The sequence below is a fragment of the Neisseria zoodegmatis genome, assembly GCF_900187305.1.
In the GTDB taxonomy this organism is placed as follows: domain Bacteria; phylum Pseudomonadota; class Gammaproteobacteria; order Burkholderiales; family Neisseriaceae; genus Neisseria; species Neisseria zoodegmatis.
Window position 1 is genome coordinate 715,597 of record NZ_LT906434.1, and the last position, 26,935, is coordinate 742,531.

A 26,935-nucleotide genomic window follows, 5' to 3' on the forward strand; every position below is an offset into this window, starting at 1 on the left:
AGACGGCCTTATCGCATCTCAACGATTTAAAACGCTATGGCCGATATTCGTTATAAACAGGCTTGTTCGTTGGCAAGTTGCTGTTCGATGGTTTCGCGGCGGCGGATGAGTTTGGCTTCTGCGCCGTTTACCAACACTTCGGCGGCGCGGTTACGGGTGTTGTAGTTGCTGGCCATGCTGCTGCCGTATGCGCCGGCGCTGCGGATGGCGAGCAGGTCGCCGGCGGTGCAGGCGAGGGTACGGTTTTGGCCGAGGAAGTCGCCGGTTTCGCAGATGGGGCCGACGATATCGGCAGTAAACGGTGCGGTGTTGCCGGGTTCGACGACTTCGATGCGGTGGTAGGCTTCATAAAGGGCGGGGCGCATGAGATCGTTCATGGCGGCATCGACGATGACGAAATTCTTTTCTTCGCCTTGCTTGACAAATTCAACGCGGGTCAGCAATGTGCCTGCGTTGCCGACCAAACTGCGGCCGGGTTCGAGCATGAGTTTGAGGGGGCGGCCGGCCATGAGTTTGGCGACGGCTTGGGCGTAGGCTTTTAAGTCGGGCACGTCTTCGTTGTCGTACACGATGCCGACGCCGCCGCCTAAGTCGATGTGTTCGAGCGTGATGCCTTCGGCGGCGAGTTTATCGACCAGCAGCAGGGTGCGTTCGCAGGCTTCGACGAGGGGGCTTAGGTCGGTGAGCTGGGAGCCGATATGGCAGTCGATGCCGACGATTTTCAGACGGCCTAAACGGGCGGCGTGGCGGTAGGCTTCTAAGGCGTCGGCGTAGGCGATGCCGAATTTGTTGGACTTGAGGCCGGTGGAAATGTAGGGGTGGGTTTTGGCATCGACATCGGGGTTGATGCGCAGGGAAATGGGGGCGGTTTTGCCGAGGCGTTCTGCTACGGCTTGGATGCGGTCCAGCTCGGGCAGGCTTTCTACGTTGAAGCACAATACGCCGGCGTTGAGGGCGAACTCGATTTCGGCTTCGCTTTTGCCGACGCCGGAAAAGATGGTTTTGCCGGCATCGCCGCCTGCGGCCAATACGCGGGCGAGTTCGCCGCCGGATACGATGTCGAAGCCGCTGCCGAGTGAGGCGAAGTGTTTGAGTATGCTCAGGTTGCCGTTGGCTTTAACGGCGTAGCAGATCAGCGGTTGCAGGGCGGAGAAGGCGTCGGTGTAGGCTTGGAAGGCTTCGGTTAGCGCGGATTGGCTGTACACGTAAAGCGGGGTGCCGAATTCGTCGGCCAAGCGGGCAAGCGGGATGTTTTCGCAGTGTAGGGTCATGATTATTGTGTGGGGGAGGTGGGTTCTTTGGTTTCGAATTGCAGGCCGGTCTGTATCACGCCGAAGCGGGCTTTGTCGTCTTCTTTGGGCAGGTATAAATCGCCTTTGTAGCCGCAGCCGCTCAAGATGAATGCGGCGGAGAGTAAAAACAGGGCTGGTTTCATGATTGTTCTTTCATCACACGGGTGAATGTGGCAAGATTCGGTATCTTAAACAAAAACGCACCAATGCACAAAGCCATGATGACTGAAAGCGAATTTTTACAGCATTCCGATGCTTTATTTACCCATATTGAAGACCAAATCGACGAGGGCGGCTGGGATTTCGACTGCCGTCTGAACGGTAATGTGTTAACCATTGAAGCGGGCGACGGCACGCAGATTATTGTGAACCGGCACACGCCTAATCAGGAATTGTGGATTGCGGCGAAAAGCGGCGGCTATCATTTTGCGGAGAAGGACGGCCGGTGGCTGGCAACGCGCGACGGCAGCGAGTTTTTTGCGGTGTTGAATCAGGCGCTGACTGCGGCGGCGGGTGAAGAAGTATGCGTAGAGGCGTATCGTTGATGCGCTGTTGATGGGTTAATGAAGATGATAAAGAGGCCGTCTGAAAATGTTCAGACGGCCTCTTGGTTTGCGAACGGCCTTTAGTCTGGAGTTTGATTGGATATCTGCTTTTATTTTTAAGAGAGCAGATATGGTTTTTCAGACGGCCTGATGTTTACGGCTTACGTTGTTCAAACAACCAATCGCGTATGCCTTCAATGGCATAGGCAATCCGCCAAGTGTTGGCGTGGCTGGCGGTGCCGTTGTCGGTTTGGCCGGCGGGCGCAATCGTGCCTTTTTGCAGCACGGTGTAGTGGATATTGGCATTTTGTCCACGCATGGCAGAAACTTCGGCATCAAGTTCGGACGGTGTGGCCATGCCGCTCCACATTTTTTTGGCTACTTTCGCACCGTGTTTTTCCAAAGAGGCGGTAATGGCATTCATGTTTTTATGGACTTTTTCATCGTCTTCCGCCACGACAATCCACATTTTGTTTTTAGCCAGCGGTGCGGCGGCTTTGGCGGCTTCCCATTGCGGGGCGATGAGGTAGGAAGCGGCAAAGAAATCGGGATTTTTGGCGTTCATGGCCATCTGCATCATGCCGCCGGCGGATTGGCCAGTGGCGTAGCGGCGTGCGGGGTCGATGCTGTATTCGGTTTCCAAATGTTTGATCAGGTTAACCACGGCTTCCGGTTCTTTGCCCGTTGCTTGGTGGCTCATAGACTTGCGGTCGAATTGCGGCGCCAGCACCAGCGCTTCGTGTTTGGCTTGCGATTCGGGAGAGGCCCACACCACTGCGCCCAAGCCTTGCTTCAAGGTGTTTTTCACGTCGTTGCCGGCCACGGCGGCATCGTGGATGAACAAAACCAGCGGATAGGATTTTTTCGCGTCGTAATTTTTCGGCACGAAAAGGTTGTAGTTGAGCGAAATGCCGGTGAGCGGGTCGGCAAATTGAGCCTGTTTGAAGTCGTCCACAATCAGGTTGGCGGCTTGTTTGGTTTCACGCTCTTTGCCGTCGGGGATAATCACGTTGCCCGCAGTATCGGCCACATCGCCGGTTTGGGTGATTCTCAATTCGGGGCGGCGGCGGATAATGTCGCGGCCTTCAACGCCGAATGCCACAGCGTCTTCGTCTTTTTGGGAAAGCTCTACCACTACATATTTGCCGTCTTTTGCATCGGATGCGGTAACGGGCGCGTCGTTGCCGTAAACCTTGGTTACCGTGCGGCCTGCGACGGCGAAGTCTTCCACATCAAGCGATTCATTGCTCACGGGCTGGTTGTATTGAACCACGGCTGCGGTAATTTTCTGCCCGTCGCCGAATACCTCGGTTACCGCGGTCACGTCTTCCACCGTTTCGGCAGCGGTTATGTTTTCGGCGGGTTTGGTTGCGGGTGCAGACATTATCTGACAGCCGGACAATGCGGCAAGGCATCCTGCGGCGGCTAAAGCAGTAGTGAGTTTTTTCATTTAAGCAGACTTTCGGAAAATCGGGCAGGGCAGTTCCGTTGGGGTGCGGGATAGGGCTGCATCTCTTCTTCAAAACCGTGTAAAACAGCGGCTGCTGCGGCTTGGCTTGAACGCGGCGGGGCGATATACAGGCCGTCTGAAACGGAAGTTTACTGCCTTTCAGTTGCGGATATAAACCGTTTAACTATACTCAGCCGCTACACGTTTGTGTTTGTTTGTCGGCGGAGCGGTGGATTTATTGTGTTAAGCGTTGTTTTAGACAATACAATAGGCCGTCTGAAACCCTATTCAGACGGCCTATATGCCAACAAGTTTCTTAATTTCTGCTTTATATCATCAAAAAAGCATATTTCATCTTCGCCTGCGCTTTTGGCGCAAGGAAAAAGCGGTAATCCGATGCCCGTTTTCCGTTACCGCTGTCAAGCGAAAAGCGTCGGCAGCCAATGGTAAAGCCATACCATCAAGGCCCAAGACCATTTCAGCAGTAACACGATGCCCGCCAACAGCAGCAAAATGCCTACTGCCGCCATCGCCGCTCTGCGGTTTACTTGGCTGATCACGGCTTTGTCGCCCAAGGCGAAACCTTCAATCAGGGCAAAATTGCGCTTGTGCGACTTATTGATAAAGTCCAGCACGTCGCCCAAAAAAGGAATCAGGCCGATCAAGATGTCCATCAGGCTGTTGAACAGCACAACCACAGTCAATCTGGCCGAACGCAGTTTCACCGCCGCCAAATACAGAAACACGGCGTGAAAGCTTTGTGAAACCACATCGCCCGCCACGGGGATTAAACCCAGTATGCCGTCGATATAGTAGTCGTCAAGATAGCGGCTGATTTCTTTCGCCGCGTGATAGCTGCGGCTTCTTTGCAAAGCATCGTGTTTGATGGGGGTGGGATGGTTCATGATTATCTTTAGATTTATTTAAAACAAACAGTTGTGTGCGCTCAATATACGGCTAGGCGGCGGATATATGTTGCGCCGAATAGATTGCCGATGCTTGAAGCCGCAATATTATTCACGCAACATCTGAGGCCGTCTGAATAAGATGACCGGCGGTAAAAATACAGAATATTCATAAAAATCCCCGAGCATGTTATCAAGCATGTTCGGGGATTTTGATAAGACACAGGAGGCCGTCTGAAATGTTCAGCGGGCTTTAATCGTCATTGGATTTGTCGCTGTTGCGGCGTGAGAAATTAATGCCCAGCTGTTTCAGTTTTCGGTAGAGGTGCGTTCTTTCCAAACCCACTTTCTGCGCCACGCGGCTCATGTTGTGGCTTTCTTGAACGATATGGTATTCAAAATAGCGTCGTTCCAACTCTTCGCGCAATTCACGCAAAGGCATATTGAAATTGAAACCGCCGACCATTTCCGAAACAGGCGCATGGTTCATTTGCCCGCCCAGCACTGCATTGACGGCTTGCTCTTCCACCGCGCTGTTCTCGGCGGTGATGGCCAAATTTTTGACCACGCTGCGCAATTGGTCGAGATTGCCCGGCCAGTCGTATTGGCGCAGGATATTCAATGCACCGGTGCTGAATTTGACCAGCGGTATTTTTTGCGTTTCAGCCAGTTCGCTCAGAATTTGGTCAACCAAAAACACGATATCGTCGGCCTGATTACGCAAAGGCGGAATCTGAATCACACAAGCGGAAAGGGCTTCTTTCAGTTTGGTATCGATTATTGAATGTTCGGCCGATTCGTTTAAAGGGCGGCTGCTGGCGCAGATAATGCGCACATTGCTGCGTTCTGCTTTGGTCAGCAAAAAGGCGATACCTTGTTGGATGCTGCGGCTGTATTGGGCAATGTCGCCCAAATAGAGAATACCGCCGCCCGCTTTTTGCAAAAGCTCCAACGGAATATCGACGATGTGTTCGGTTTTGCCCGGTTCCACCCACGGCGTGCCGTTTTTATGGAAATAACGTGCCACCAATTCAAACGGAGAACCCGGTTCGCCGCAAAGTAAAACGGGTTTGTTTTGTTTCACAACAGCTTCAAGCGCGCGGTTTAGCTCTTGAATGGAAGGGCTGTTGCCGAGTTTGTCGAGCGATAAGCCCGATGCGGCCTGCATTTCGCCGTATTTCAGCGCGCGGTCTACGGTGCTGAGCAGTTTTTGCAGGGCGATGGGTTTTTCCAGAAAATCCAATGCGCCGATTTTGGTGGCTTCAACTGCGGTATCGATACTGGCGTGGCCGCTCATCATTACCACAGGCATATTGAGCTGGCCGTTTTTCGCCCATTCTTTTAATAGCGTGATGCCGTCGCAATCGGGCATCCAAATATCCAGCAACACCATGGCCGGACGGGTTTGGTGGCGGAGCTGGCGGGCTTCTTCGGCATTCTCGGCGAGGGTTACGGTGTAGCCTTCGTCTTGAAGAATCTCGGAGAGAAGATCGCGGATGCCGATTTCATCATCAACAATTAAAATATCAGTACTGCGCATAATGTTTATACCAATCTGGGTAAGACTATATTAACAGCGGCGCCGCCTTCAGGCAGGTTGGAGAGGCTGATGCGGCCGCCATGTTCTTCGATAATTTTCTTTACCACGGGCAAGCCTAAACCGGTGCCCGTCGGTTTGTCGGTAACATAAGGCTCGAATGCGTGCTGCAACATTTCTTTGCTGAAACTTTTGCCGTTGTTGCTTACGGTCAGCAGCACTTGGTCGTCGTCGGCAGCTTGTGTGGATACACACACGCGGGGCGAAAGTTCGTCTTCGGCGGCTTCGGCTGCATTCTTGAAAATATTATGCAAAACCTGCCGCATGGCGGTGGTGTCGGCGGCGATTGAAAAAGATATATTACTCAAATCGGCCTCGAATGTACACTTACTGCCCTCATAGAGCAGCAAAACTTCCTCAATAATTTGGTTTAAATCAAGCTGTTCGAGTTTAAGTGCGGGCGCTCGGGCATAGTTTCGGAACGCTTCGACCATTTCTTTCAATGCCGCAACCTGTTTGACTATCGTGTCTGTAGAGCGCGTAAGGATCTGCGCGTCCTGACCGCTGAGCTTGTCATGCAATTTCCATGCCAATCTTTCTGCCGAGAGTTGGATGGGGGTGAGGGGGTTGCGGATTTCGTGTGCCAGCCGTTTGGCGACTTCGCCCCAAGCCGCTTCTTTTTGCGCTCTAACCAAGGCGGTGATGTCGTCGAATACCATCACGATGCCGTTATCGTTGTCGTCGGGCAAAATGGTGGCTTTGGCCAGTAAGATGCGGGATTCGTCGGGAGCGGCATAGCTTAGCTGTACGGGTTTGTCGACCGGCGCGGTATCGATAATCGAAGCAAAGGTTTCGGCCAGCACGGACTGCTGCGGAGATTTTCCCTGCCATTCGTACCAGCTGCTGCCGATCATGTTTTCCAAGGAAATGCCGAGGATTTCTTCTGCACTGTGGTTGAATGTTTTCAGACGGCCTTTATCGTCTAGGGTAACGACGCCTGTGGTTAGGCTTTCCAGTACACACTCAAGATAATGGCGCGCGGCTTCTTGTTGCAGGCGGTTGCGTTCGTTGGCTGCTTGGGCAATGCTCAACTGCTCGGTCATGTGGTTGAAGAGATGGGTTAATCTGCCGAATTCATCGTTGCGGAAAATCGGCCGTTTTTGCGAGAAATCGCCTTGTGCTACGGCACGTGCGCCTTCTGCCAACGACAATATCGGCTCTACAAAACGGCGTGCGAAATACAGCGCCATCACCAAAGCCAGCATAATCGCCAGTAAGGTGGCTACCAGCAAAGTTACCAGAAAGAAGCGTTGCAGGCCTTGTTTGGCGTAGGTCAGCTCGGCGTATTTGGCGCGGGCGGCTTCAATCAGGATGGCATCTTTGGCTACATCGGCAGGTACGGCTTGGCGGAAGAATAAAGCGCGGGAACGGTTGGTACCGTCGTCCAAAATCATCCAGCCTTGTGCGTAAAGTGCGTTATTCAGGTTTTCGATGCTGCTGGCCGAGCCGGTATCGAGCAATGTTTTGCGTGAGGATTCGTCGAGTTTTGGTTCAGGCAGATTGCTGATGTTACGCACGACATCTGCTTGATTACTTTGGATGTTGTAAACGGCGAGTTGGTCAAAACGTTGGTTGCCGGGCAGGTTTTTCAGCGTTTGGGGAAGGTTGTGCCCCAAAGAAGAGGCGCCGATTAAGTCGATTTGGATGGGCACAGCTTGGCGCACGGCGTTGTCGAGTGAGAGATTTAAAGCCGACTTACTTAAATTCAGGCCGCGCTCCAAGGCTTCGTGCGTATCGTTGCCGAACCAGGAATTGATGCTGTTGGAAATAAATTGGGCCGATACGCCAAACAGAAACAGCCCGGGCAACACGGCAACCAGTGTGAACATACCAGCCAGCCTGCGGGCGATTTGAGAGCCGAACACGCCTTTGCGCACGTCGCGCAGCAGCAGCCGCACATAGCGCACCAGCAGCCCCAGCAATACGACAACTAAAGCGCCGCTGGCTGCAATAATCCACCAAAAATAATAGCTTAGATCGCTGTCGTTTTCCGTTGCCAGTGTCAGGATATACAGGGAAATAAAGGAAAGCAGTCCGGCAATCAGAAGAAAGTGACGCATGGCTTACTCCTTCGTGATGGTAAGGGACTGCCAGCCGGAATCCAGCTGCCAGCTTTTCGAAGTCAGCGCATTAATCTGAAAAGGTTTGGGAAGTTGGGAGGTGCTTAATGAAAGCCTGATTTCGGCCTTGGTTTCTTTGGGCGAAACGCCGCTAAGCGCTCCATTGTGCAGCACCCGCCAGTTGGCTACGGCGCCGATACCGCGCAAGGCCGTTTCCAAGCTGTTGTATTCTGTGGAAAAAGTGCCCACGGTAACGCGGTAGCGGTTGGTTAGCGGATGGTAGGAAAGTTTGTATTGAATGGTGTTGCCGCTGCCGACCAGATGCTCGAGTTTGAAACGGTAGGAGGCAATGGTAGGCGCGGAAAGCTGGTAATTCAGCGTGAAATTCAAAGGTACGCCCTGATTGAGGGCCTGTTTGAGCTGGTCGGGCAGCGTGGTTGAGAAACGGCTGCTGACCGACATTTGCCCCGATGAGGTTAAGGTGGCTAAAGAGCGGGTTGCACTTATCCCTTCTGCGGCCGTCTGAAAAGATAAGGCCAGCAGAATGGGCAATAACAGTAGTTTACTGTTTTTGAATAAGCGCGTAATAAAAGCCATCTTGCTGTTTGTTGGGTAAAAGCACATGTGACTCTACACATCGGGCGTCGGCATGGCGGTTTAAAAATTTTTGTAGCTGTTGTTCGTTTTCTTCTACGAATATCGAGCAGGTTGCTAAAAGCATTCTGCCGTTTTTCGTCAGGGTTTGCCAGAGTGCGTCGAGCAACGCTTCCTGCTGGCGCGCGGTTTTGACGGCATCGCCGGGGCGGCGCAGCCATCTGATGTCGGGATTGCGTTTTAACACACCCGAGGCGGTGCAGGGTACGTCGGCTAGGATGGCATCGAAAGGCCGGCCGTCATACCATTTTTCAATGTCTTGTGCGTCGGCACATATGAGCGCTTCGGCATGGGCATTCAATCGATTTAAGTTGTCGGCCACCCGTTTCAGACGGCCTTCATCGATATCTAAGGCGGTCAGGTTGCAGTCGGCGAGTTCCAATATGTGGCCGGTTTTGCCGCCGGGTGCGGCGCAGGCATCGAGAATGCGTTCGCCGTTTTGCGGGTTCAGCAGGTAGCCTGCTTGCTGTGCGCCGAAATCTTGTACCGATACGAGGCCGTCTGAAAAACCGGGCAGGCGGTTGACCGGTACGGCTTCCGCCAACATGACGGCATAGTCGTCTAAAGCGGTGGCGGCGATGCCTTCTTGCGCCAACAGTTTCAGATAAGTTTGGGCGTCGCTTTTACGGCGGTTGATGCGCAAAGTCATCGGCGGGTGCTGCTGCCATGCGGCAACCATGTTGTGCCAATGTTTCGGATAATGGTTTTGCAGATAGCGAACCCACCATTCGGGCAAGTTGTATTTGGCAACATCGTTATGCTTACAGCCGGCATTCAGTTTTTCGCGTTCGCGCAGAAAGCGGCGCAATATGGCGTTGGTAAACGAACGGTATTGCCCTTTGCCGATTTTGGCGGCTGTATCAACGGCTTCGTTGACCACCGCATGAGGAGCGTTGGCGGTGTGGTTCAGTTGATACAGTGCGGCAATCAGGAGGCTTTCGAGTTTGGGTTCGGTAATGGGCTTATTGAGCATTTTGCCCAACATATAACGCAAACTGCCGCCGTAGCGTTGGCAGCCGTAGGCAATGTCTTGCAGAGCGCCGTTTTCCTGCGGGCTTAGTTCTGGATGCGCGGCACGGACGTTTGCCAGTGCATCTTGCAGGTTTTGCCCGGATGCAACTGCCGTTATTGTATCTGCCGCCAACTTTTGCGCCAAAGCCATACTCACAGGCGTTCTCCCGTTTCAATACGGTTTCCCGTCGCAAAAGCAGCTATATTCATGCGTTTGCTGCCTGCCGGCTGTAATTCGGTAATTTTCAGGGCGTGTTGTCCGCACGCGACAATCAGGCCGTCTGAACGGCATTGCAGTACTGTACCGGCTTCTCCCTGACCTTCCACTACTTCGGCTTGCCAGATTTTCAGAGGTTTACCTTGGTATTCCGTCCAAGCGGCGGGCACGGGGTTGAACGCCCTGATTTTGCGCTCGATGATGTGGGCGGGTTCGCTCCAATTGATGCGGGCTTCTTCTTTGTTTAATTTGTTGGCGTAGGTGACGCCGTTTTCCGGCTGGGGCGTGCTGTTCAGACGGCCTTCTTGTTGCAGACGTTGCAAATCGGCCACGATGGCTTGCGCGCCTATATGTGCCAAAGCGTCGTGCACATTGCCGGCGGTATCGGTGCTTTGAATAGTGTAGCGGTGTTCGCTGACCACGTTGCCGGTATCCAAGCCTGCATCCATTTGCATGATGCAAACGCCTGTTTCGGCGTCTCCCGCTTCAATAGCACGTTGGATGGGCGCGGCGCCCCGCCAGCGCGGCAGAAGCGAAGCATGGATGTTTAAGCAGCCATGCGTGGGAATGTCGAGGACGGCTTGGGGCAGAATAAGGCCGTAAGCGGCTACCACCATCACGTCGGCGTGTTGTTTACGCAACAGTTCTTGTGCGTCTTCATGGCGCAGGCTTTGCGGTTGGGCTACGGTTAAACCCAGCTCCAAAGCCGTTTGCTTTACAGGGCTGGGCTGGAGCTGCATGCCGCGTCCTTTGGGGCGGTCGGGTTGGGTCAGCACCAAAGGAATGTCAAAGCCTGCCTCGGCGATGGCTGATAAGGCGGATGCGGCGAAATCGGGCGTGCCGGCAAAAATCACTTTCATAGTTTAAAAGGCCGTCTGAACAAGGGATTACAGATTGTGCTTGGCACGTTTTTTCAGCTTGGTTTTGATGCGGTTTTGCTTCAATGTGGATAAATATTCCACAAACACTTTACCTGCCAAGTGATCCAGCTCGTGTTGAATGCAGATAGCCAGTAGACCGTCGGCTTCCAGCGTGAATTTTTCACCTTTTTCATTCAAGGCTTCTACTGTGACACGTTCCGCACGGGTTACGGTGTCGTAGATGCCGGGCACGGACAAACAGCCTTCTTCATAAGTGGTTTCGCCGTCTTTGTGGGTGATGATCGGATTGATGAATACCCGCGGTTCGTTTTGTTCTTCCGACAAATCCATCACGACCACGCGCTCATGCACATTGACTTGCGTGGCAGCCAAGCCGATGCCGCGTGCTTCGTACATGGTTTCCAGCATATCGCCGACCAGCGTTTGGATGCGCCCGTCGATTTCGGCTACCGGTTTTGCAACAGTGTGCAGGCGCTCGTCGGGATACTGGAGAATGTTAAGTAATGCCATAGTTGAATCTCTAATGTAAAAATATGTGTGTTTGATGCTATGATAACGGCAATATTCAGTGATAAAATATTACGCAGATTTTATTACATGTCCTATCCGCAAAGAGCCATTATGCTCATTGTTAAAGTTAATTAAAGACAATCAATTCGATTTCAAGGGGAGCAGTCATGCAAAAACGTATTATAACCCTGCTTTGTACCTTAGGCTTGGCATTTTCCGGCCACGCCGCGGCAGCCGGACTGAAGGTTCGCCCCGATGCGCCTAAGCGTTATGTGGTCAAGCAAGGGGATACATTATGGGGTATTTCAGGCAAATACCTTTACAGCCCGTGGCAATGGAACCGCCTGTGGGGTGCCAACCGCAGCGAAATCCGCAATCCGCACATGATTTATCCGGGGCAGGTGCTGGTGTTGCGTTATGTGAACGACCAACCGCGCTTGGGTTTTGATAATGCCGCGTCCTATAACGACGGCATTCCGGTGGTGAAATTGGCGCCGCGCGTACGCGAAGTGTCTTCGGGTTACGGCATCCAAACCGTTAATGTGAATTTCTACCGTATGTTTATGCAGCATCCGCAAGTGATTCCGCAAATGCAGACGCAAGATTCGCCCCGCCTGATCGACGGCCCCGACAACCGCATTCTGTACAGCAAAGGCGACCGTGTGTACGCATACGGAATCACCGAGCCGGGTCGTTATTTGGTGTATCGAGCGCGCAAAGATATTGTTGATCCCGAGACCAAGAAATATTTGGGACAAGAAGTGGTGTTCAGCGGCATCGTCAGCACGTTGCCCTACACCAATAGCGCTTTGGATGCGCGCAGTGAGAAAGATGCGGAATCTTTACCTGGCAACGAATATTACACCCGCCTGCATCCTTTGGTAAAAGTGCCTACCCAAACCGCACAGCCTATGGTGGTAGAAGAAGCCGTGTCTGAAGTACGCAAGGGTGACTTCCTATTGAAAATGACGGATGAGCGCGACAGTTTCCAAATGATGCCGCATGCACCAAGCCGCCATATTGATGCAAAAGTCGTGTCTATTTTTGACGGCGTGAGTGAAGCCGGCCAATTCCAAACCATTACCTTGAATAAAGGCGAAGCCGACGGCTTGGACAAAGGTACGGTTTTGAGCTTATACAAGCGCAGCCGCCAAGTAAAAGTAGATTTGGAAAACGGCGGCAAAGGCCGCAGCGTGGTGAAATATGTTTCTATCCCGGCCGAAGAAGTGGGTTTGGCGATGGTTTACCGCACTAGCGAGCATTTGGCTTCAGCCATCATATTGGAGAGTTTAACCAATATTAACATTGGGGATGCCGCTTCCGAACCGGGTCAAGACTTGGACAACATGGCAGATGATGTGAAACATGTACCGAATGCGCCACAAGAGTCGCATGATACGGAGCATAATGAATACAACATTAAAAGCAATATAAACCCCTATTAAAACAAGCCGGTTAAAGGCCGTCTGAAAAAAGCACACAGCAATGTGTGCTTTTTTATTGGCATTTTCACGACACATTTTTCACTTTTCCAACCTGTTTTTCGTAAATTATTCTTGAAAATGGTTAACAAACCATTACAAATTATATAAAATGTGAAACATAAAAATATAACGCACATTACTATTTTATGTGCATATGCAAACATTACGGGGTTTGCCATGAATGATTCAGAAAGATTCGCTTGGATACAGCTTGCACTAACACCGTATATCGGAGCAGAAAGTTTTTTAGCGCTGATAAAGTATTACGGTAGTGCGCAAGCTGCTTTGGCGGCACCGGCTGAAAGAGTGAGGCAACTGGCTCACCACAAACAGGCTGTTGCAGCATGGGAAGGAGAGAATGCGCAAGCCGTCAAAGCCGCAGAAGCAGCTTTGGAGTGGGAACAACAAGCAAATTGCCGTTTGATGTTGCTGTGCGATAACGACTTCCCCGTTATGCTGACCGAAGGCATTACACCTCCGCCATTGCTGTTTTTACGGGGGCGCGTTGAGCTTTTACACCGTTCTTCTGCTGCCATTGTTGGAAGCAGACATGCGACACCTCAAGCTATGCGGATTGCCCGCGATTTCGGTAAAGCATTGGGAGAGCAAGGTATCAGCGTTGTTTCAGGTATGGCTTCCGGTATTGATGCGGCAGCCCATCAGGGCGCGCTGGAAACACAAGGCAGTACAATTGCGGTATGGGGTACGGGGATAGATAGAATCTACCCGCAGGCAAATAAAGATTTGGCTTACCGGATTGCTGAAAACGGGTTGATTGTGAGCGAATTTCCGCTCAATACCCGTCCGCTGGCAGGCAATTTCCCCCGCCGCAACCGCCTCATCGCAGCTTTATCGAAAGCCGTATTGGTAGTGGAAGCCGCTCCGGAGTCCGGTTCGCTGATTACCGCCAAGTTGGCTGCGGATATGGGGCGGGAAGTGATGGCAGTACCCGGCTCGATTGATAACCCGCACAGCAAAGGTTGTCACAAGCTGATAAAAGAAGGTGCGAAATTAGTAGAATGTTTAGACGACATTTTGCTCGAATGCCCGCAATTGTTGCAATCGTTGCCTCCGATGGAGACAAATAAGCAAACAATTCGGCAGGAAAAGCAGAAAAAAGAAAACTATACCCAAACACACACAACGGGGCCGTCTGAACATCCACTTTTGGCCGCACTGGGATATGCCCCTGTTCACCCCGACACTCTGGCGCAGCAGTTAAACCTGCCTGCTGCCGACATATACGCGCAGTTGATTGAACTTGAACTGGAGAAAATCGTCTCCCCGATGCCGGGTGGACGCTATCAAAGAATCAAATAACAACAAGGATATATCATGGCTGATGTAATCGCCTTTTTAATCAAACACTTTTACGACTTAGATGCCTGCCCTCCGCCTTCTGATTTAGGGCAGATTCTGGAAGACATCGGTTTCAATGATATTGAAATCAATCAAGCCTTGATGTTGCTGGAAGTGTTGGCCAACAGCCCGGAAGTAGAAGAAACTCAATACCGCAGCGGCGTTATGCGCGTTTATTGTTGGGAAGAATTGGAGTCTTTACCGCAAGACGTGGTTAATTTGCTCTATTTCTTAGATCACGCCCAAGCCATTAATGGCGAACAACGTGAATTTGTCGTACATGCTCTGCTGCACTTGCCGCCGGATGAAATTACCGTAGATATGGCAAAAGTGCTGACCCTGCTGGTTTTATGGGCGCATAAAGCCGAGTTGCCCGCTTTGATCGGTGAAGAATTGATGATGGCTTTGCATGGTAAAGCAGTTATGCACTGATACCGACACCAGCGCGGAAATGGATATAAAATCTTGTTGTAATCAATAAAAACAAGGCTAAACTGTATTGCAGTTTCTTGCCTAAAACATGATTCATGATTATTGATAGTAGAAAAACCCGCTTTGTGCGGGTTTTTTTGTTTCAATTTAACAATTGAGCATTATAAATTAATTGGGATTAATTGCTGTTCATCCAATCATCCAACTCTTTTTCAGCTTGCTCTTTGGTATAACCATAGCGCTCTTGAAGCTTTCCGGCGAGTTGGTCGCGTTTGCCTGCAGCAACAGTCAAATCGTCATCAGTCAATTCGCCCCATTTTTCTTTCGCTTTTCCAACAAGCTGCTCCCATTTACCTTCGATTTGATCCCAATTCATGTGGATTCCTTTCCTTAAAGATTTATATATAAATAATGATGTGTGCACCGTTTCGGTGTAAGAAACAAGTAAGGCAGCGATATGGTTTTTTCAAGAAAAATTCAAACGTCTTAACAAAAATCTATTTAAAAGTTATATAAAATCATATGGTTAGTTATGTTTTTTTTAAATCGATTTACTAAAATTGCAGATTTGTCAGCAATGTTTAATTTCGTACTTATATCAGAAAAATATAAAATTTCAATTTTATCAATTAGTTATTTTATTTTGCTTTCAATTGAAGAATTTTATACGGCCATTTTTTTTACTTTTTGTTTATTCAATTTTTATCTATATGGTGTTAATTCTGTCAAAAGTGCGATTTAAGTAAACATATGCAATTGGAGAGTGTTGTGCTGTGTGTTAATGTGATGGCAATCCGTAGCTTCTTCATGTTTTTCAATAAGATGTGAGAAGCGGGAAAGCGGTATTTTGAGATGTCACACATCGAATTTATAACACTTAAAAAAAGGAAAAAACCATGTTGCGTTATTCTGTAATCTTTTTTGTTATTGCCATCATTGCTGCGGTTCTCGGTTTCGGCGGTATTGCCGGAAGTGCTGCGGGCATTGCGAAAATCCTCTTTATCGGTTTCTTGATTTTGGCCGTACTTTCCTTGATTTTCGGTCGTAAGTAACGGTCTTTTTAATACTTTCAACGAAACATAAATCAAGGCTGTCTGTTGTTCAGACGGCCTTTTTGTTGGAATTTTAAGCTTAAGTATAAAATGTTGTGTTTGTTAATAACCGGTTTAAACAAAAAAGCACCGTGATGATACGGTGCTTTTTAATGCAAGTATTTTTCAGACGGCCTATTTGAAAGCAGTTATTGACCTGCTTTCAAACCTTGCCACAAACGTACATTCAATTTAACTGCATCGGGTGATTTGGGTAAAACGACGAAGCTCTTGGCTTTGACTTCATCGCTCGGGAAAATAGAGTTGTCGCTTGCGAAATCTTTTTCCATCAAATCACGGGCAGGTTTGCTGGCCGGTGCATAGGTAACGAAATTACCGTTTTTCGCGGCTACTTGCGGATCAAGCGTGTGGCTGATGTATTTGTGGGCATTGGCAACGTTTTGCGCGTCTTTAGGAATCATAAACGAATCAATCCAGATACCCACGCCTGTTTGGGGCGTTAATACTTGGATATTCACACCGTTTTTGGCATCTTTGGCACGGTTTTTGGCAATGTTCAAGTCGCCGCCGTAACCTACTGCCACACACAGGTTGCCTGCTGCCATATCGTCGATATAGCCGGAAGAACTGAAGCGCTTCACATCGGGGCGCACTTTTTTCATCATTTCCACAGCCGCTTTCAAATCATCGGCGGTTTCGCTGTTGGGGTCTTTGCCGATGTAGTTCAGCGCCAGCGGAATTTGCTCGGTGGGGCTGTCGAGGAAGCTGATGCCGCATGATTTCAATTTAGCGGTGTATTCGGGGTTGAATACTAAATCCCATTCGTTTTCAGGCAGTTTGTCGCTGCCCAAAGCTTTGGTTACTTGGTCTTTGTTGATGGCCAACGTGTTGACGCCCCAGAAGTAGGGCACGGCGTATTTGTTACCCGGATCAACTTTGTCCATCATAGACAACAATTCGGGATCGATATTGTTGTAGTTGGGAATCAGGTTTTTGTCGATTTCCTGATAAGCGCCGGCTTTGATTTGGCGGCCTACGTTGGCAATCGAGGGGGCAACCAAATCGTAGCCCGATTTGCCGGTAAGCACTTTGGCTTCCAGCGTTTCGTTGCTGTCGTAGAAGTCGTAGCGCACTTTAACACCGTTGGCTTTTTCAAAATCGCTCACGGTAGATGAATCGACATAATCCGACCAATTGTAAATGTTCAGTTTGCCTGTTGCCGGAGCGGCTGCCGTTTGCTGCCCGCTGCTTGCTGCCGTATTTTCCGCAGTTTTTTGCGCTTCAGTATTACCCGAACCGCCGCATGCGGCTAAAAATAATCCTGCCGCAGCAGAAACCAACCAAGTTTTTTTCATGTTCTTATCCTTTAAAAAACGTACCGTAGGCGGTACAAAAAAATATAAACCATGCAGAGGCAGTGAGGCTGCGTGCAGCAGGGCGAATTAAACGGCAAAATCCTTTGAGATGCAAGACCTTACAACGTAAAAACAAACATTTTTTAACACGGCTTCGGATAGGTTTTTCATCATAAACAATAATTTTTTCAGACGGCCCCGAACGGGAGGCGCCGCTTGTGGATAAATTTGTCAAACCGCTCGCATTTATGGGAAAATCACGCGATTGGATTTTACGCAAAGGGCGACAAAAAATGCTGGATAGAGAAGGATATCGCCCCAATGTCGGTATTATATTGACCAACGACCGCAACGAAGTATTTTGGGGCAAGCGCGTGCGCGAGCATTCGTGGCAGTTTCCGCAAGGCGGCATCAAGCCGGGCGAAAGCCCCGAAACGGCGATGTATCGGGAGCTTCTGGAAGAAGTCGGCCTGCTGCCGCACCACGTTAAGATACTCGGCCGCACGCGTGATTGGCTGCGCTACGACGTACCTACCCATTGGGTGCGACGGGAATGGCGCGGCTCGTACCGCGGGCAAAAGCAGATTTGGTATCTGTTGCGCTTGGTAGGCCGTGAAAGCGACGTGCATCTGCGCGCGACCAGCCACCCCGAATTCGACGGCTGGCGTTGGCATCAATATTGGGCACCGATAGACGAAGTGATTGATTTCAAACGCGGAGTATATGAAGGTGCATTGAGCGAACTTTCCCGCTTTCTGCGCGGTTTGGAAACGTTGGAAGAATTCACCCGCCGCCAATTGGAACTCAAATAATCCCTCCAAACGCTTTCAGGCCGTCTGAAAGCGTTTTTTATTTTCAGACGGCCTCACTGATTAAAACCTGCCACAAACATACCGCCCGCCATGACCCGCTCCGAACGCCTGCTCAACCTGTTGCAACTGCTGCGCAACCACCGTCTCCCCGTTACCGCCGATACACTGGCGGAAACGCTTTCCGTGAGCGTGCGCACCATATACCGCGACATCGAAACCCTGTGTCGTCAGGGAGCGGATATACGCGGCGAGGCGGGTGTCGGTTTTATTCTCCACAAAGATTTTCTGCTGCCGCCGCTTTCGTTCAACGCCAACGAAATCGAAGCCCTCGTGCTCGGCATGCGTTGGGTGCTGGCTTATACCGACAACGCATTGGCGCAAGATGCCAAATCGGTGTTGGCGAAAGTGCAGGCCGTGCTGCCGGAAAACATGGCGGATTTATTGGACAGCCAAGCCTTGTTTCCCGTTCGCGATCATGCGGAATACGGCGAACACGAGCAGCATGTTCTCAACACCATTCGCGCCGCCATCCGCAGCAACCGCAAACTCGAATTCGACTACATCGATGCCGAAAACCGCCCGAGCCGCCGCACCGTGTGGCCGTTTTCCATCGGCTATTTCGACGACGCGCGGCTGGTGTCGGCTTGGTGCGAACTGCGGCAGGATTTCCGCCATTTCCGTTCCGACCGCATCGGCAAAGCCGTGATCGGCGACATTTATCCTACCCCGCGCATGCTTTTGCTGGACGAATGGCGGCGCAGGGAAGGCATCGACCTGCATCCGTTCGATTTTTGAGGCCGTCTGAAACCCTGCTGACAAAAACTGACACGCGCCGCCCGTAAAATCTTCCTACCCTTCCCGATATTTGGAGAACGACATGAAAGACTTTACCCTCTACACCGTACCCCAATCACGCGGCGGCATGGTTTTGTGGATGCTTGAAGAATGCGGCGCCGATTACGATACCGTGGTGTTGTCTTACGACAGCGTCAAATCCCCCGACTATCTCGCCGTCAATCCGATGGGCAAAGTGCCTGCCTTAAAACACCGCGGCCAAGTGCTGACCGAATCGGCCGCCATCGTTACCTACCTTGCCGAACAGTTTCCCGAAAAAAATCTGATTCCCGCCGCCGGCAGCGAAGAGCGCGGGCAATATTACCGCTGGCTCTTGTTTGCTGTTCATCTCGAATATGCCGGTGTGGACAAAATGCGCGGTTTGGAAAGCGACGAAAACATCCGCCGTGCCATCGGCTACGGCGACTTAAACACCGCCGTAAACACCTTGCGCCAACACCTCGACGGCCGCGAATATATGGTCGGCAACCACTTTACCGCGCTCGACCTTTACTACACCGGCTTGCTGGATTGGACGGTCAACCACACCGGCGCGCTGCCCGCCGATCCCGTGTTCACAAGCTATATCAACCGCCACGCCCAACGACCCGCGGCGGTGCGTGCTGCGGAATGGAATGGTTGATTGGTAAAACAGTGTTTGTCATAACAGCGTGAAGCCGTCTGAAAAAAGGCCAGTTCTTGGTAAAAAATTTTGCGATATCTAAGCTGAAGCGTTGGTATAACCGGGCATTCACTTTGTTGTCACATTGAAATAGGAAGTGGCCGATGAATATATCGGCTGCTATCACCATAAGTCAGTACGGTTTGAGTAAAAAAACTGAGCCCTGCGTCATGCAGAACTCAGTTTCTCTCCGCCGTTTGAATGATTCAAATATATCTGTAAGTATTCAGAGCGGTTCACTGTTATCGTGATTTCTCACTTGCGGCAGTCAAAGGATTCAAGCTGCTTTGCGTTTTCCTTTTTTCTTTCTCCTTTTTTTCCTTTGAGCAGTCCATCCGAATGGATAACTAAACTCCCAGCCTGATCCCGAAATGCGGGTCAGTTTGCAAGTATCAACGTATCCCACAAACCGCTTGTAGTAGGAAGATGAGAACTTAATCCGGAATTCGAATTTGTGATCGCTTCGCACGGAACTTACACCCGGTTGGGCAGGAGAGAATCCTCCCAGAGTTCCCTCGAAGGAGTAGCTGTGGTTTCTATTAACATACTGACCAGAAATACTCCAAACCGGTGCTTGCAGACCAGAAGGGGAGGTTTCTACACGGTAGTTCCAAATTCTGTCTACTTTCAGGGTGCCTTTCCATTTGTCGTAGAGGAATTCCCAACGACCCCTCAACCATTCGGCATTGCTGGCTACATGAGCGGTAAGCTCGCCGAAAAGGTTGTACATAAGCATGTTGTCCATATGATAGACGGAATTTGGGTGGTTTCGTATCATCATGGTTTTGGCATAGCGAACAATGGCAGCCGGAGTGGCACATTTGCCACTTATCACAGCATCCAATAAATACCTGGCGAAGTCATTATTGGGATGAGTCCACGAATCGCGCGAACTGGCAAACACAGAAATGGCTTTACGCCTGCGGATAAATGTTTCCGTAATGGTTTCGAGATGATTGAAGTCCACCGCACCGTTCGAGCAGCATACGCTCAGCACGAAAGGAGGAAAACATCCGTTGGAAAGCTGCTCAACATCTTCACAGCGGAGCCCGTTGCTGGATGACCACTCCGTTACGTCGCCGTGCCCACGATAAAGTGCCATCACAACTCCGTTGTTCATCGTATTGATCACATCTTGCCTAGAAGTGTCTGTGGCATATCGTTTGATAGTATTGTAGCGATGATGGATTCGATCGTAGATTTCGTCGCAGTTGTCTCTGTATACAGAATCTTTGTGAGAACACAACATCACCCGATTCTGCCAGCCGCCCCAATCTCCCCTACGACGATTTGCGTATCCGGTGAGGTGTCTACAGACTTGTTTGAGGACAGCAGGATCGGAAGTAGGAATACGCGAGAGTGCCAATTCAGGCACAAGATCGTCGGAAACATCAGTGTAATAATGGTCAGAGAGATAACCTCTTTCATAGGTATGCATAGGGATAACATCTGTATCACCTGCCAAGACGACAAAACGGGGAGGAACCCACCAGTTGTTGGTTGCCCATGTAATAAATGCTTTGATTGATTCTTTCAAATCCGAACCGGAGTGCGGAAACTCTTTCTGAATGTCTTCAGTCAGCGCAACTTTGGCGTAAAACGGCCATCCTGTTTTTGCTCTCCGCAATGGTTCGACCGCATTTTCAAGAGCCCGGGTTGTAATAATCACATACTCAGCGATGAGCCCGGCTATCTTCAGTTTGGGGCGAGGAAAAGCTGTCGGCCTTCTTGCGGTTAGACTGCGTTCTACTGGAGCCGACGTAATCAAAACTTCGTCTTCCGTTGTTTCCAGGTATGAAGCTTTATCAAGTTCATCTGGCGGCAACTCTGCTTCGGCTTCCAGTTTTTCAATAAATTCTCGATCCAGCCCTTCAAAATCTTCAATGATTGATGAATAATCGGCTTGGTCGTCCAGCAGATCTAAACCTAAAATGAGATCGGTTTCGGGCATTTGACGCGGTTTGCGGCCAAGTTTGCGGGCGCTACGCTTTTTGCCAGAAATGCTGTCGGTATCGTGTGGCGTATGGTAAGAAACTTCAAGAACGATTGACTGAACGACTTCCATGCTTTTAGATACAGGCCGGTATTGCCCCAAGTAAACAAGGATATGAGCGACTTTTACACCGGCAACAGTCTTTAAGCCCAAAAAGTCGAAATCGCGTCCGGGATAGGGTTCGTCCGAGCCATATATAGACGGATCGGGCTTATACACCTCCTTGAACTCTGATTCAATAAACTGTTTGGGAGCGGGGGCGATTTCAAGCTCGCGATCGATGGCGGTTGTGGACTTTTCAACAACGCGGACTTGCACATCCTCGGCATCCATAGGTAAAGCTACAAAGATACCGTCTTTGGGTACGGAGGGGGCTCCCTCTACGTCTATGAATGTAGTTTCGGGTATCTCCAAGCGCTTAAAGTCTGCGACCGTACCTTCCCATGCACCTGAAATGGTATATCGAACCGTTACAGCCTTATGTTGCTCTACATCATGCAGACTGCGTGCTCTAGGAGCGGCAGAGGATGTGACTGCTTTGTTAACTTCGATTTTAGGCGGTTCATTGACTTCAGAGGTACTTTGAAAGCTAAGCCATTTTTTCTCGCTCATGTTTACTCTCCTTTTCATACAGTGGGGTAGATTTAGTTTTGTCGGCAAAGCTCACTTGTTTTAGGAGGCAGCCTTACTATTTAAAATGAGGCGACTCCGTAAAGCTAAGCATCAAACATCGATACAGTTGTAAGCACTTGCCGCCGAAATGCACAAGGCATTGGCTTTCCAAACAACAGTTACAACAAAACATACAAACCGGCACCGTGGCCTACAGTTGTTGTGCTTGGTTAAGGTTTAAAACCTTATGGCACAAACGTATGTGTTACTGTGGGCAGCATCTTATAAATGATGCATTCATTAAATGTTATTATCATAAATAATACTTTATAAATAATAACTTATGATATAACTTTACGTTGCAATCTTGATCGGCCTGTGTCAATAAGGATTGATTTTGTTTTTCTCCTTGATCTGAAAATTGAGTACAAAAGTTGATATAAGACAATTTTTATATGAGTCAGGACTGGCGGGCGTTCTCAAAAATGGTCATCTATTCAGAACTTTTGAAGAGGTTTTTTGCCTTGAAATAGGAATAGAACTAAATGCTTTCAGGCCGTCTGAAAACGTTTTTGATTTTCAGACGGCCTCATTTGCTTCAGCACCCAATCCGCTTTTCCGATGCCGTCTGAAACCCCGTTTGAATCATGTTAAAATCCCGCCCGATTGCAAGACTTTCTTATTTTTCAGACGGCCTGCCGCAAGAGGCCATCTGAAACCGCTTAAACATTTGACTGCGTAACCCTCATGACCACACCCCAATACAGCGAATCCAGTATCACCGTCCTCAAAGGCTTGGAGCCGGTAAAAGAGCGACCGGGCATGTACACCCGCACCGACAGCCCCACCCACATCTGCCAAGAGGTGATCGACAACGCCGCCGACGAAGCGCTCGGCGGTTTTGCCGACGAAATCAAAGTGGAAATCCATGAAGACGGCTCGCTTTCCGTACGCGACAACGGGCGCGGCATTCCGGTGGGGCTGCATCCGGTGGAAGGTTTGCCGGTGGTGGAGCTGGTGTTCACTCAGCTTCATGCGGGCGGTAAGTTCAACAAGAAAGACGGCGGCAGCGCGTATGCCTTTTCAGGCGGCCTGCACGGGGTGGGCGTATCGGTAACCAACGCGCTTTCCAAACGCCTCGAAGTGACCGTGAAGCGCGAAGGCAAAATCCACCGCATCGTGTTTGCGGGCGGCGCGGTGGTGGAGCCGTTGGCCGAGGTCGGCAAATGCGCGGTGAAAGACAGCGGCACCGAAGTGCGCGTGTGGCCGGACGGCAAATATTTTGAAAGCCCGCAATACAGCATCGCCGAGCTTGAGCGCCTGTTGCGCGCCAAAGCCGTGCTGCTGCCGGGCGTTACCGTGTCGCTCACCCGCCCCGTCAAAGGCCAGCCCGAGCCGCACGTGCAGACATGGCATTACCCCAACGGCCTGAAAAGCTATCTGCTCGACTTAATCAGCGAGGCGCAAGAAGCCGTGCCGGTGTTCGCTTCGGAAAACTATCTTTCAGACGGCCACGACAGTGATTTCAGCGCAGGCGAAGGCGCGGCGTTTGCGCTCACTTGGCTGGAAGAAGGCTCGTGCAACAGCGAAAGCTATGTGAACCTGATTCCCACCCCGCTCGGCGGCACGCACGAAGCCGGTTTGAAACAAGCCGTGTTCCAAGCGGTGAACAACTTCATCAACCACCACAATCTGCTGCCACGCGGCGTGAAAGTGCAGAGCGACGACGTGTTCGGCCGCGTGGCATTCGTGTTGTCCGCCCGCGTGCTCGACCCGCAATTCCAAGGCCAAACCAAAGACAAGCTCACCAACCGCGACGCGCTCAAACTCGTGGCCGCCGTATCGGGCGACCCGCTGGAATTGTGGCTCAACCAAAACGTCGAAGCCGGTAAAAAAATCGCCGAACTCGCCATCAAGCAGGCGCAGGCGCGGATGCGTTCGGTGAAGAAAATCGAAAAGAAAAAAGGCAGCGGTGTGGCCGTGCTGCCCGGCAAGCTCACCGATTGCGAAAGCGAAGACATCCGAGAAAACGAACTCTTCTTAGTGGAGGGCGATTCGGCAGGCGGTTCGGCCAAACTCGCGCGCGACAAAGCCACCCAAGCCATTTTGCCCTTGCGCGGCAAAGTGTTGAACAGCTTTGAAGTGCATCAAGACCAACTGTTCGGCAATGCCGAAATCCACGACATCGCCGTCGCCATCGGCGTTGATCCGCACGGTGCGAATGACAACCCCGATTTAAGCGGCCTGCGTTACGGCAAAATCGCCATCCTCTCCGATGCCGACGTGGACGGCTCGCACATCCAAGTGCTGCTGCTTACCCTGTTTTACCGCCACTTCCCCAAACTGGTTTCAGACGGCCATATTTATGTCGCCCAACCGCCGCTGTTCCGCGTGGATGTCAACGCCCAAGGCAAAAGCAAGCCCGCGCGCAAATTCTACGCGCTCGATCAGGGCGAGTTGGACGGCATTTTGGAGCGCCTGCAAAAAGAAGGCGTGAAAGAAACCGCCTATTCCATCAGCCGCTTCAAAGGCTTGGGCGAGATGAACCCCGACCAGCTCAAAGACACCACCATGCACCCCGACACCCGCCGCCTGTTGCAGGTGCAGATTCCCGAAACGGCGCACGAACAAACCCACAGCATCTTTGTCAAATTGATGGGCAAAGGCGAAGCCGCCAGCCGCCGCGCGTGGATGGAGGCCGAAGGCGATACGGCAGAAGTGGATATTTAAAGTCTTCGCCTTAATAAATAGAATCAGCTTTGATAAGTAAGCAGGTCGTCTGAAAAAAGGTTTTCAGACGGCCTGAAACCTTTGCGGAATAGTTAAGGCATATCGGTTTGAGTGAGCGCGGCATTCATTGCCTGCCTAAAGCAGCCGGTTTGCCCAAGCCGCATTTCCGCTTCTCTTATTTGGCCGTCTGAAAGCAAAAGAAATTTGTACAAAAACACAAAACAGGGCTTGAATTTACCGTTTACAGCCTTATTTTGCCTTTCGTTCATACTAGAAAATGTTGGGCTTGCCTTTCGTGCACAACATTTCATTTTTTAACAGCCTGAATATTCAGGTATTTGTTTGACTATTTATGATATTGGAGCATACACATGACCATCCGTCCCTTACACGACCGCGTAGTTGTGAAACGCTTGGAAGCTGAAGAAAAAACCGCATCCGGCATCGTATTGCCGGGCGCCGCAGCCGAAAAACCCGACATGGGCGAAGTGATTGCCGTAGGTGCGGGCAAAGTTGGTAAAGACGGCCAACGCCGTGCGCTGGATGTGAAAGTCGGCGACAAAGTGATCTTCGGCAAATACAGCGGCCAAACCGTTAAAGCAGACGGCGAAGAGTTGCTGGTAATGCGCGAAGAAGACATCTTCGGTATCGTGGAATAATCGGCAAACAACATTGTTCAGGCCGTCTGAAACGGTTTCAGACGGCCTCTTGAAAAATTTAAATTATTTGGAGAATCAACATGGCAGCAAAAGACGTACAGTTCGGTAACGAAGTCCGCCAAAAAATGGTAAACGGTGTCAATGTATTGGCCAACGCCGTTAAAGTTACTTTAGGCCCGAAAGGCCGCAATGTGGTAGTGGACCGCGCATTCGGCGGCCCGCACATCACTAAAGACGGCGTTACCGTAGCCAAAGAAATCGAATTGAAAGACAAATTCGAAAACATGGGCGCGCAAATGGTGAAAGAGGTTGCCTCTAAAACCAACGACGTAGCCGGTGACGGTACCACCACTGCAACCGTTTTGGCACAAGCCATCGTAGCCGAAGGCATGAAATACGTTACCGCCGGCATGAACCCGACCGACCTGAAACGCGGTATCGACAAAGCCGTAAATGCTTTGGTTGCAGAGCTGAAAAACATCGCCAAGCCTTGCGACACTTCTAAAGAAATCGCCCAAGTAGGTTCTATTTCCGCCAACTCCGACGAGCAAGTAGGCGCCATCATTGCCGAAGCCATGGAAAAAGTGGGCAAAGAAGGCGTGATTACCGTTGAAGACGGCAAATCATTGGAAAACGAATTGGATGTAGTAGAAGGTATGCAGTTCGACCGCGGCTATCTGTCTCCTTACTTCATCAATGATGCCGAAAAACAATTGGCTGCGTTGGACAACCCGTTTGTATTGCTGTTCGACAAAAAAATCAGCAACATCCGCGACCTGTTGCCGGTATTGGAGCAAATCGCCAAAACCAGCCGTCCGCTGCTGATTATTGCCGAAGACGTTGAAGGCGAAGCGTTGGCTACTTTGGTTGTGAACAACCTGCGCGGCATCCTGAAAACCGTTGCCGTTAAAGCCCCGGGCTTCGGCGACCGTCGCAAAGCCATGCTGCAAGACATCGCCATTTTGACCGGCGGTACCGTGATTTCAGAAGAAGTAGGCTTGTCTTTGGAAAAAGCCACTTTGGAAGATTTGGGTCAAGCCAAACGCATCGAAATCGGTAAAGAAAACACTACCATTATCGACGGCTTCGGCGATACCGTCCTGATTGAAGCGCGTGTAGGAGAAATCCGTCAGCAAATCGAAGTAGCAACCAGCGATTACGACAAAGAAAAACTGCAAGAGCGCGTGGCCAAATTGGCCGGCGGTGTTGCGGTAATCAAAGTCGGCGCGGCTACCGAAGTGGAAATGAAAGAGAAGAAAGACCGCGTAGAAGACGCGCTGCATGCAACCCGCGCTGCCGTGGAAGAGGGCGTAGTGGCCGGTGGCGGCGTGGCGCTGCTGCGTGCCCGTGCTGCTTTGGCGAAAGTGGAAACTGCTAATGCCGACCAAGATGCAGGCGTACAAATCGTGTTGCGTGCCGTAGAATCTCCGCTGCGCCAAATCGTGAAAAACGCCGGCGGCGAGCCTTCTGTTGTGGTTAATAAAGTGTTGGAAGGCAAAGGTAATTACGGTTATAACGCCGGTAATGACACCTACGGCGATATGTTGGAAATGGGTGTCTTGGATCCTGCCAAAGTAACCCGTTCAGCCCTGCAACATGCCGCTTCGATTGCCGGTTTGATGCTGACTACCGACTGCATGATTGCCGAAATTCCTGAAGACAAACCTGCTATGCCTGATATGGGCGGCATGGGTGGAATGGGCGGCATGGGCGGTATGATGTAAGAGACCGTCTGAAAAAGCCGTACCAAACCAAAATCCCGCATGCTTGGCATGCGGGATTTTTTGCGTCTTCACGGATTGCTTGTCT

General features: G+C 50.8%; 23 protein-coding genes and 2 pseudogenes. 12 read left to right on the forward strand and 13 right to left on the reverse strand.

The window, feature by feature from the left end:
* Positions 1 to 50 precede the first annotated feature (50 nt).
* Both lysA and lptM read right to left on the reverse strand, forming a co-directional pair.
* Positions 51 to 1,271 carry a diaminopimelate decarboxylase gene (lysA, locus tag CKV66_RS03300; RefSeq protein WP_085363391.1) on the reverse strand — a complete coding sequence of 407 codons (1,221 nt, stop codon included), beginning with the start codon at positions 1,269 to 1,271 and terminating at the stop codon, positions 51 to 53.
* A 2-nt stretch (positions 1,272 to 1,273) separates the two neighbouring features.
* Positions 1,274 to 1,435: an LPS translocon maturation chaperone LptM gene (lptM, locus tag CKV66_RS03305; protein WP_085363392.1), complete on the reverse strand. Its 162-nt coding sequence runs from the start codon at positions 1,433 to 1,435 to the stop codon at positions 1,274 to 1,276.
* A gap of 75 nt (positions 1,436 to 1,510) precedes the next feature.
* Here lptM and cyaY point away from each other — a divergent pair, with 75 nt between their 5' ends.
* Positions 1,511 to 1,837: an iron donor protein CyaY gene (gene cyaY, locus CKV66_RS03310; RefSeq protein ID WP_085363444.1), complete on the forward strand. Its 327-nt coding sequence runs from the start codon at positions 1,511 to 1,513 to the stop codon at positions 1,835 to 1,837.
* 154 nt (positions 1,838 to 1,991) lie between these two features.
* Here cyaY and CKV66_RS03315 read toward each other — a convergent pair whose 3' ends face one another.
* The 8 genes from CKV66_RS03315 to def form a co-directional block, all read right to left on the reverse strand.
* Positions 1,992 to 3,221: a prolyl oligopeptidase family serine peptidase gene (locus CKV66_RS03315; protein ID WP_157739145.1), complete on the reverse strand. Its 1,230-nt coding sequence runs from the start codon at positions 3,219 to 3,221 to the stop codon at positions 1,992 to 1,994.
* A gap of 485 nt (positions 3,222 to 3,706) precedes the next feature.
* Positions 3,707 to 4,192, reverse strand: a complete 486-nt coding sequence (locus CKV66_RS03320; RefSeq protein WP_085363394.1) for a DUF4112 domain-containing protein — start codon at positions 4,190 to 4,192, stop codon at positions 3,707 to 3,709.
* Positions 4,193 to 4,445: 253 nt separating this feature from the next.
* A complete protein-coding gene (locus CKV66_RS03325; protein WP_085363395.1) occupies positions 4,446 to 5,732 on the reverse strand; it encodes a sigma-54-dependent transcriptional regulator in 1,287 nt (428 codons plus the stop codon).
* Between the two features lie 5 nt (positions 5,733 to 5,737).
* Positions 5,738 to 7,849 carry a sensor histidine kinase gene (locus tag CKV66_RS03330; RefSeq protein WP_085363396.1) on the reverse strand — a complete coding sequence of 704 codons (2,112 nt, stop codon included), beginning with the start codon at positions 7,847 to 7,849 and terminating at the stop codon, positions 5,738 to 5,740.
* Positions 7,850 to 7,852: 3 nt separating this feature from the next.
* A complete protein-coding gene (locus CKV66_RS03335; protein ID WP_085363397.1) occupies positions 7,853 to 8,446 on the reverse strand; it encodes a DUF4390 domain-containing protein in 594 nt (197 codons plus the stop codon).
* A complete protein-coding gene (gene rsmB, locus CKV66_RS03340; RefSeq protein ID WP_085363398.1) occupies positions 8,412 to 9,671 on the reverse strand; it encodes a 16S rRNA (cytosine(967)-C(5))-methyltransferase RsmB in 1,260 nt (419 codons plus the stop codon). Before rsmB ends, CKV66_RS03335 begins: the two co-directional genes overlap by 35 nt.
* Positions 9,668 to 10,591 (reverse strand): methionyl-tRNA formyltransferase, encoded by a 924-nt coding sequence (gene fmt / locus CKV66_RS03345; RefSeq protein WP_085363399.1) that lies wholly within the window; start codon positions 10,589 to 10,591, stop codon positions 9,668 to 9,670. The genes rsmB and fmt overlap by 4 nt, the downstream gene beginning before the upstream one ends.
* Positions 10,592 to 10,618: 27 nt before the next feature.
* Complete coding sequence (gene def / locus CKV66_RS03350) at positions 10,619 to 11,122, reverse strand: peptide deformylase (RefSeq protein ID WP_085363400.1); 504 nt, start codon at positions 11,120 to 11,122, stop codon at positions 10,619 to 10,621.
* A 167-nt stretch (positions 11,123 to 11,289) separates the two neighbouring features.
* On the opposite strand from def, the gene CKV66_RS03355 reads away from it, so the two are divergent.
* The 4 genes and pseudogenes from CKV66_RS03355 to CKV66_RS03365 all read left to right on the forward strand — a co-directional run bounded on the left by CKV66_RS03355 (position 11,290) and on the right by CKV66_RS03365 (position 14,397).
* Entirely contained in the window at positions 11,290 to 12,567 is a 1,278-nt protein-coding gene (locus tag CKV66_RS03355) for a LysM peptidoglycan-binding domain-containing protein (protein WP_085363401.1), read from the forward strand.
* 216 nt (positions 12,568 to 12,783) lie between these two features.
* Positions 12,784 to 13,668 (forward strand): annotated as a pseudogene (dprA, locus tag CKV66_RS03360) (DNA-processing protein DprA); the annotation flags it as partial.
* A gap of 117 nt (positions 13,669 to 13,785) precedes the next feature.
* Positions 13,786 to 13,926, forward strand: a pseudogene (locus CKV66_RS12855) (DprA-like winged helix domain-containing protein); the annotation flags it as partial.
* 15 nt (positions 13,927 to 13,941) lie between these two features.
* Positions 13,942 to 14,397, forward strand: coding sequence for a DUF494 domain-containing protein (locus CKV66_RS03365; RefSeq protein WP_085363403.1), 456 nt, complete (start codon positions 13,942 to 13,944; stop codon positions 14,395 to 14,397).
* Positions 14,398 to 14,575: 178 nt separating this feature from the next.
* Here the strand turns inward: CKV66_RS03365 and CKV66_RS03370 are convergent, their stop codons facing one another.
* Positions 14,576 to 14,773, reverse strand: coding sequence for a CsbD family protein (locus tag CKV66_RS03370; protein ID WP_085363404.1), 198 nt, complete (start codon positions 14,771 to 14,773; stop codon positions 14,576 to 14,578).
* A 520-nt stretch (positions 14,774 to 15,293) separates the two neighbouring features.
* Between CKV66_RS03370 and CKV66_RS03375 the strand changes: the two genes are divergently transcribed.
* Positions 15,294 to 15,449, forward strand: coding sequence for a DUF1328 domain-containing protein (locus tag CKV66_RS03375; RefSeq protein ID WP_085363405.1), 156 nt, complete (start codon positions 15,294 to 15,296; stop codon positions 15,447 to 15,449).
* Positions 15,450 to 15,637: 188 nt separating this feature from the next.
* Here the strand turns inward: CKV66_RS03375 and CKV66_RS03380 are convergent, their stop codons facing one another.
* The gene (locus tag CKV66_RS03380) at positions 15,638 to 16,804 is read right to left on the reverse strand and encodes a polyamine ABC transporter substrate-binding protein (RefSeq protein WP_085363406.1); all 1,167 of its coding nucleotides are present in this window, start codon (positions 16,802 to 16,804) and stop codon (positions 15,638 to 15,640) included.
* 293 nt (positions 16,805 to 17,097) lie between these two features.
* Between CKV66_RS03380 and CKV66_RS03385 the strand changes: the two genes are divergently transcribed.
* The 3 genes from CKV66_RS03385 (at position 17,098) to CKV66_RS03395 (ending at position 19,093) form a co-directional block, all read left to right on the forward strand.
* Positions 17,098 to 17,616, forward strand: coding sequence for an RNA pyrophosphohydrolase (locus CKV66_RS03385; protein WP_054600166.1), 519 nt, complete (start codon positions 17,098 to 17,100; stop codon positions 17,614 to 17,616).
* 90 nt (positions 17,617 to 17,706) lie between these two features.
* Complete coding sequence (locus CKV66_RS03390) at positions 17,707 to 18,411, forward strand: helix-turn-helix transcriptional regulator (RefSeq protein WP_085363407.1); 705 nt, start codon at positions 17,707 to 17,709, stop codon at positions 18,409 to 18,411.
* An 82-nt stretch (positions 18,412 to 18,493) separates the two neighbouring features.
* Positions 18,494 to 19,093, forward strand: coding sequence for a glutathione S-transferase family protein (locus CKV66_RS03395; RefSeq protein WP_085363408.1), 600 nt, complete (start codon positions 18,494 to 18,496; stop codon positions 19,091 to 19,093).
* Between the two features lie 316 nt (positions 19,094 to 19,409).
* Here CKV66_RS03395 and CKV66_RS03400 read toward each other — a convergent pair whose 3' ends face one another.
* Positions 19,410 to 21,737, reverse strand: a complete 2,328-nt coding sequence (locus CKV66_RS03400) for a C25 family cysteine peptidase (protein WP_158087792.1) — start codon at positions 21,735 to 21,737, stop codon at positions 19,410 to 19,412.
* Between the two features lie 747 nt (positions 21,738 to 22,484).
* On the opposite strand from CKV66_RS03400, the gene CKV66_RS03405 reads away from it, so the two are divergent.
* The 3 genes from CKV66_RS03405 (at position 22,485) to groL (ending at position 26,850) form a co-directional block, all read left to right on the forward strand.
* Positions 22,485 to 24,467 (forward strand): DNA topoisomerase IV subunit B, encoded by a 1,983-nt coding sequence (locus CKV66_RS03405; protein WP_085363410.1) that lies wholly within the window; start codon positions 22,485 to 22,487, stop codon positions 24,465 to 24,467.
* 371 nt (positions 24,468 to 24,838) lie between these two features.
* On the forward strand, positions 24,839 to 25,126 hold the full coding sequence (gene groES, locus CKV66_RS03410; RefSeq protein ID WP_085363411.1) for a co-chaperone GroES: 288 nt from the start codon (positions 24,839 to 24,841) through the stop codon (positions 25,124 to 25,126).
* 80 nt (positions 25,127 to 25,206) lie between these two features.
* Positions 25,207 to 26,850 carry a chaperonin GroEL gene (groL, locus tag CKV66_RS03415; protein WP_085363412.1) on the forward strand — a complete coding sequence of 548 codons (1,644 nt, stop codon included), beginning with the start codon at positions 25,207 to 25,209 and terminating at the stop codon, positions 26,848 to 26,850.
* The last annotated feature ends 85 nt before the right edge of the window (positions 26,851 to 26,935 follow it).

Bases quoted from the DNA above. Each gene is read 5' to 3' on its own strand.
- lysA (WP_085363391.1), bottom strand. From the start codon at position 1,271: ATGACCCTACACTGCGAAAACATCCCGCTTGCCCGCTTGGCCGACGAA.
- lptM (WP_085363392.1), bottom strand. From the start codon at position 1,435: ATGAAACCAGCCCTGTTTTTACTCTCCGCCGCATTCATCTTGAGCGGC.
- cyaY (WP_085363444.1), top strand. From the start codon at position 1,511: ATGATGACTGAAAGCGAATTTTTACAGCATTCCGATGCTTTATTTACC.
- CKV66_RS03315 (WP_157739145.1), bottom strand. From the start codon at position 3,221: ATGTCTGCACCCGCAACCAAACCCGCCGAAAACATAACCGCTGCCGAA.
- CKV66_RS03320 (WP_085363394.1), bottom strand. From the start codon at position 4,192: ATGAACCATCCCACCCCCATCAAACACGATGCTTTGCAAAGAAGCCGC.
- CKV66_RS03325 (WP_085363395.1), bottom strand. From the start codon at position 5,732: ATGCGCAGTACTGATATTTTAATTGTTGATGATGAAATCGGCATCCGC.
- CKV66_RS03330 (WP_085363396.1), bottom strand. From the start codon at position 7,849: ATGCGTCACTTTCTTCTGATTGCCGGACTGCTTTCCTTTATTTCCCTG.
- CKV66_RS03335 (WP_085363397.1), bottom strand. From the start codon at position 8,446: ATGGCTTTTATTACGCGCTTATTCAAAAACAGTAAACTACTGTTATTG.
- fmt (WP_085363399.1), bottom strand. From the start codon at position 10,591: ATGAAAGTGATTTTTGCCGGCACGCCCGATTTCGCCGCATCCGCCTTA.
- def (WP_085363400.1), bottom strand. From the start codon at position 11,122: ATGGCATTACTTAACATTCTCCAGTATCCCGACGAGCGCCTGCACACT.
- CKV66_RS03355 (WP_085363401.1), top strand. From the start codon at position 11,290: ATGCAAAAACGTATTATAACCCTGCTTTGTACCTTAGGCTTGGCATTT.
- CKV66_RS03365 (WP_085363403.1), top strand. From the start codon at position 13,942: ATGGCTGATGTAATCGCCTTTTTAATCAAACACTTTTACGACTTAGAT.
- CKV66_RS03370 (WP_085363404.1), bottom strand. From the start codon at position 14,773: ATGAATTGGGATCAAATCGAAGGTAAATGGGAGCAGCTTGTTGGAAAA.
- CKV66_RS03375 (WP_085363405.1), top strand. From the start codon at position 15,294: ATGTTGCGTTATTCTGTAATCTTTTTTGTTATTGCCATCATTGCTGCG.
- CKV66_RS03380 (WP_085363406.1), bottom strand. From the start codon at position 16,804: ATGAAAAAAACTTGGTTGGTTTCTGCTGCGGCAGGATTATTTTTAGCC.
- CKV66_RS03385 (WP_054600166.1), top strand. From the start codon at position 17,098: ATGCTGGATAGAGAAGGATATCGCCCCAATGTCGGTATTATATTGACC.
- CKV66_RS03390 (WP_085363407.1), top strand. From the start codon at position 17,707: ATGACCCGCTCCGAACGCCTGCTCAACCTGTTGCAACTGCTGCGCAAC.
- CKV66_RS03395 (WP_085363408.1), top strand. From the start codon at position 18,494: ATGAAAGACTTTACCCTCTACACCGTACCCCAATCACGCGGCGGCATG.
- CKV66_RS03400 (WP_158087792.1), bottom strand. From the start codon at position 21,737: ATGAGCGAGAAAAAATGGCTTAGCTTTCAAAGTACCTCTGAAGTCAAT.
- CKV66_RS03405 (WP_085363410.1), top strand. From the start codon at position 22,485: ATGACCACACCCCAATACAGCGAATCCAGTATCACCGTCCTCAAAGGC.
- groES (WP_085363411.1), top strand. From the start codon at position 24,839: ATGACCATCCGTCCCTTACACGACCGCGTAGTTGTGAAACGCTTGGAA.
- groL (WP_085363412.1), top strand. From the start codon at position 25,207: ATGGCAGCAAAAGACGTACAGTTCGGTAACGAAGTCCGCCAAAAAATG.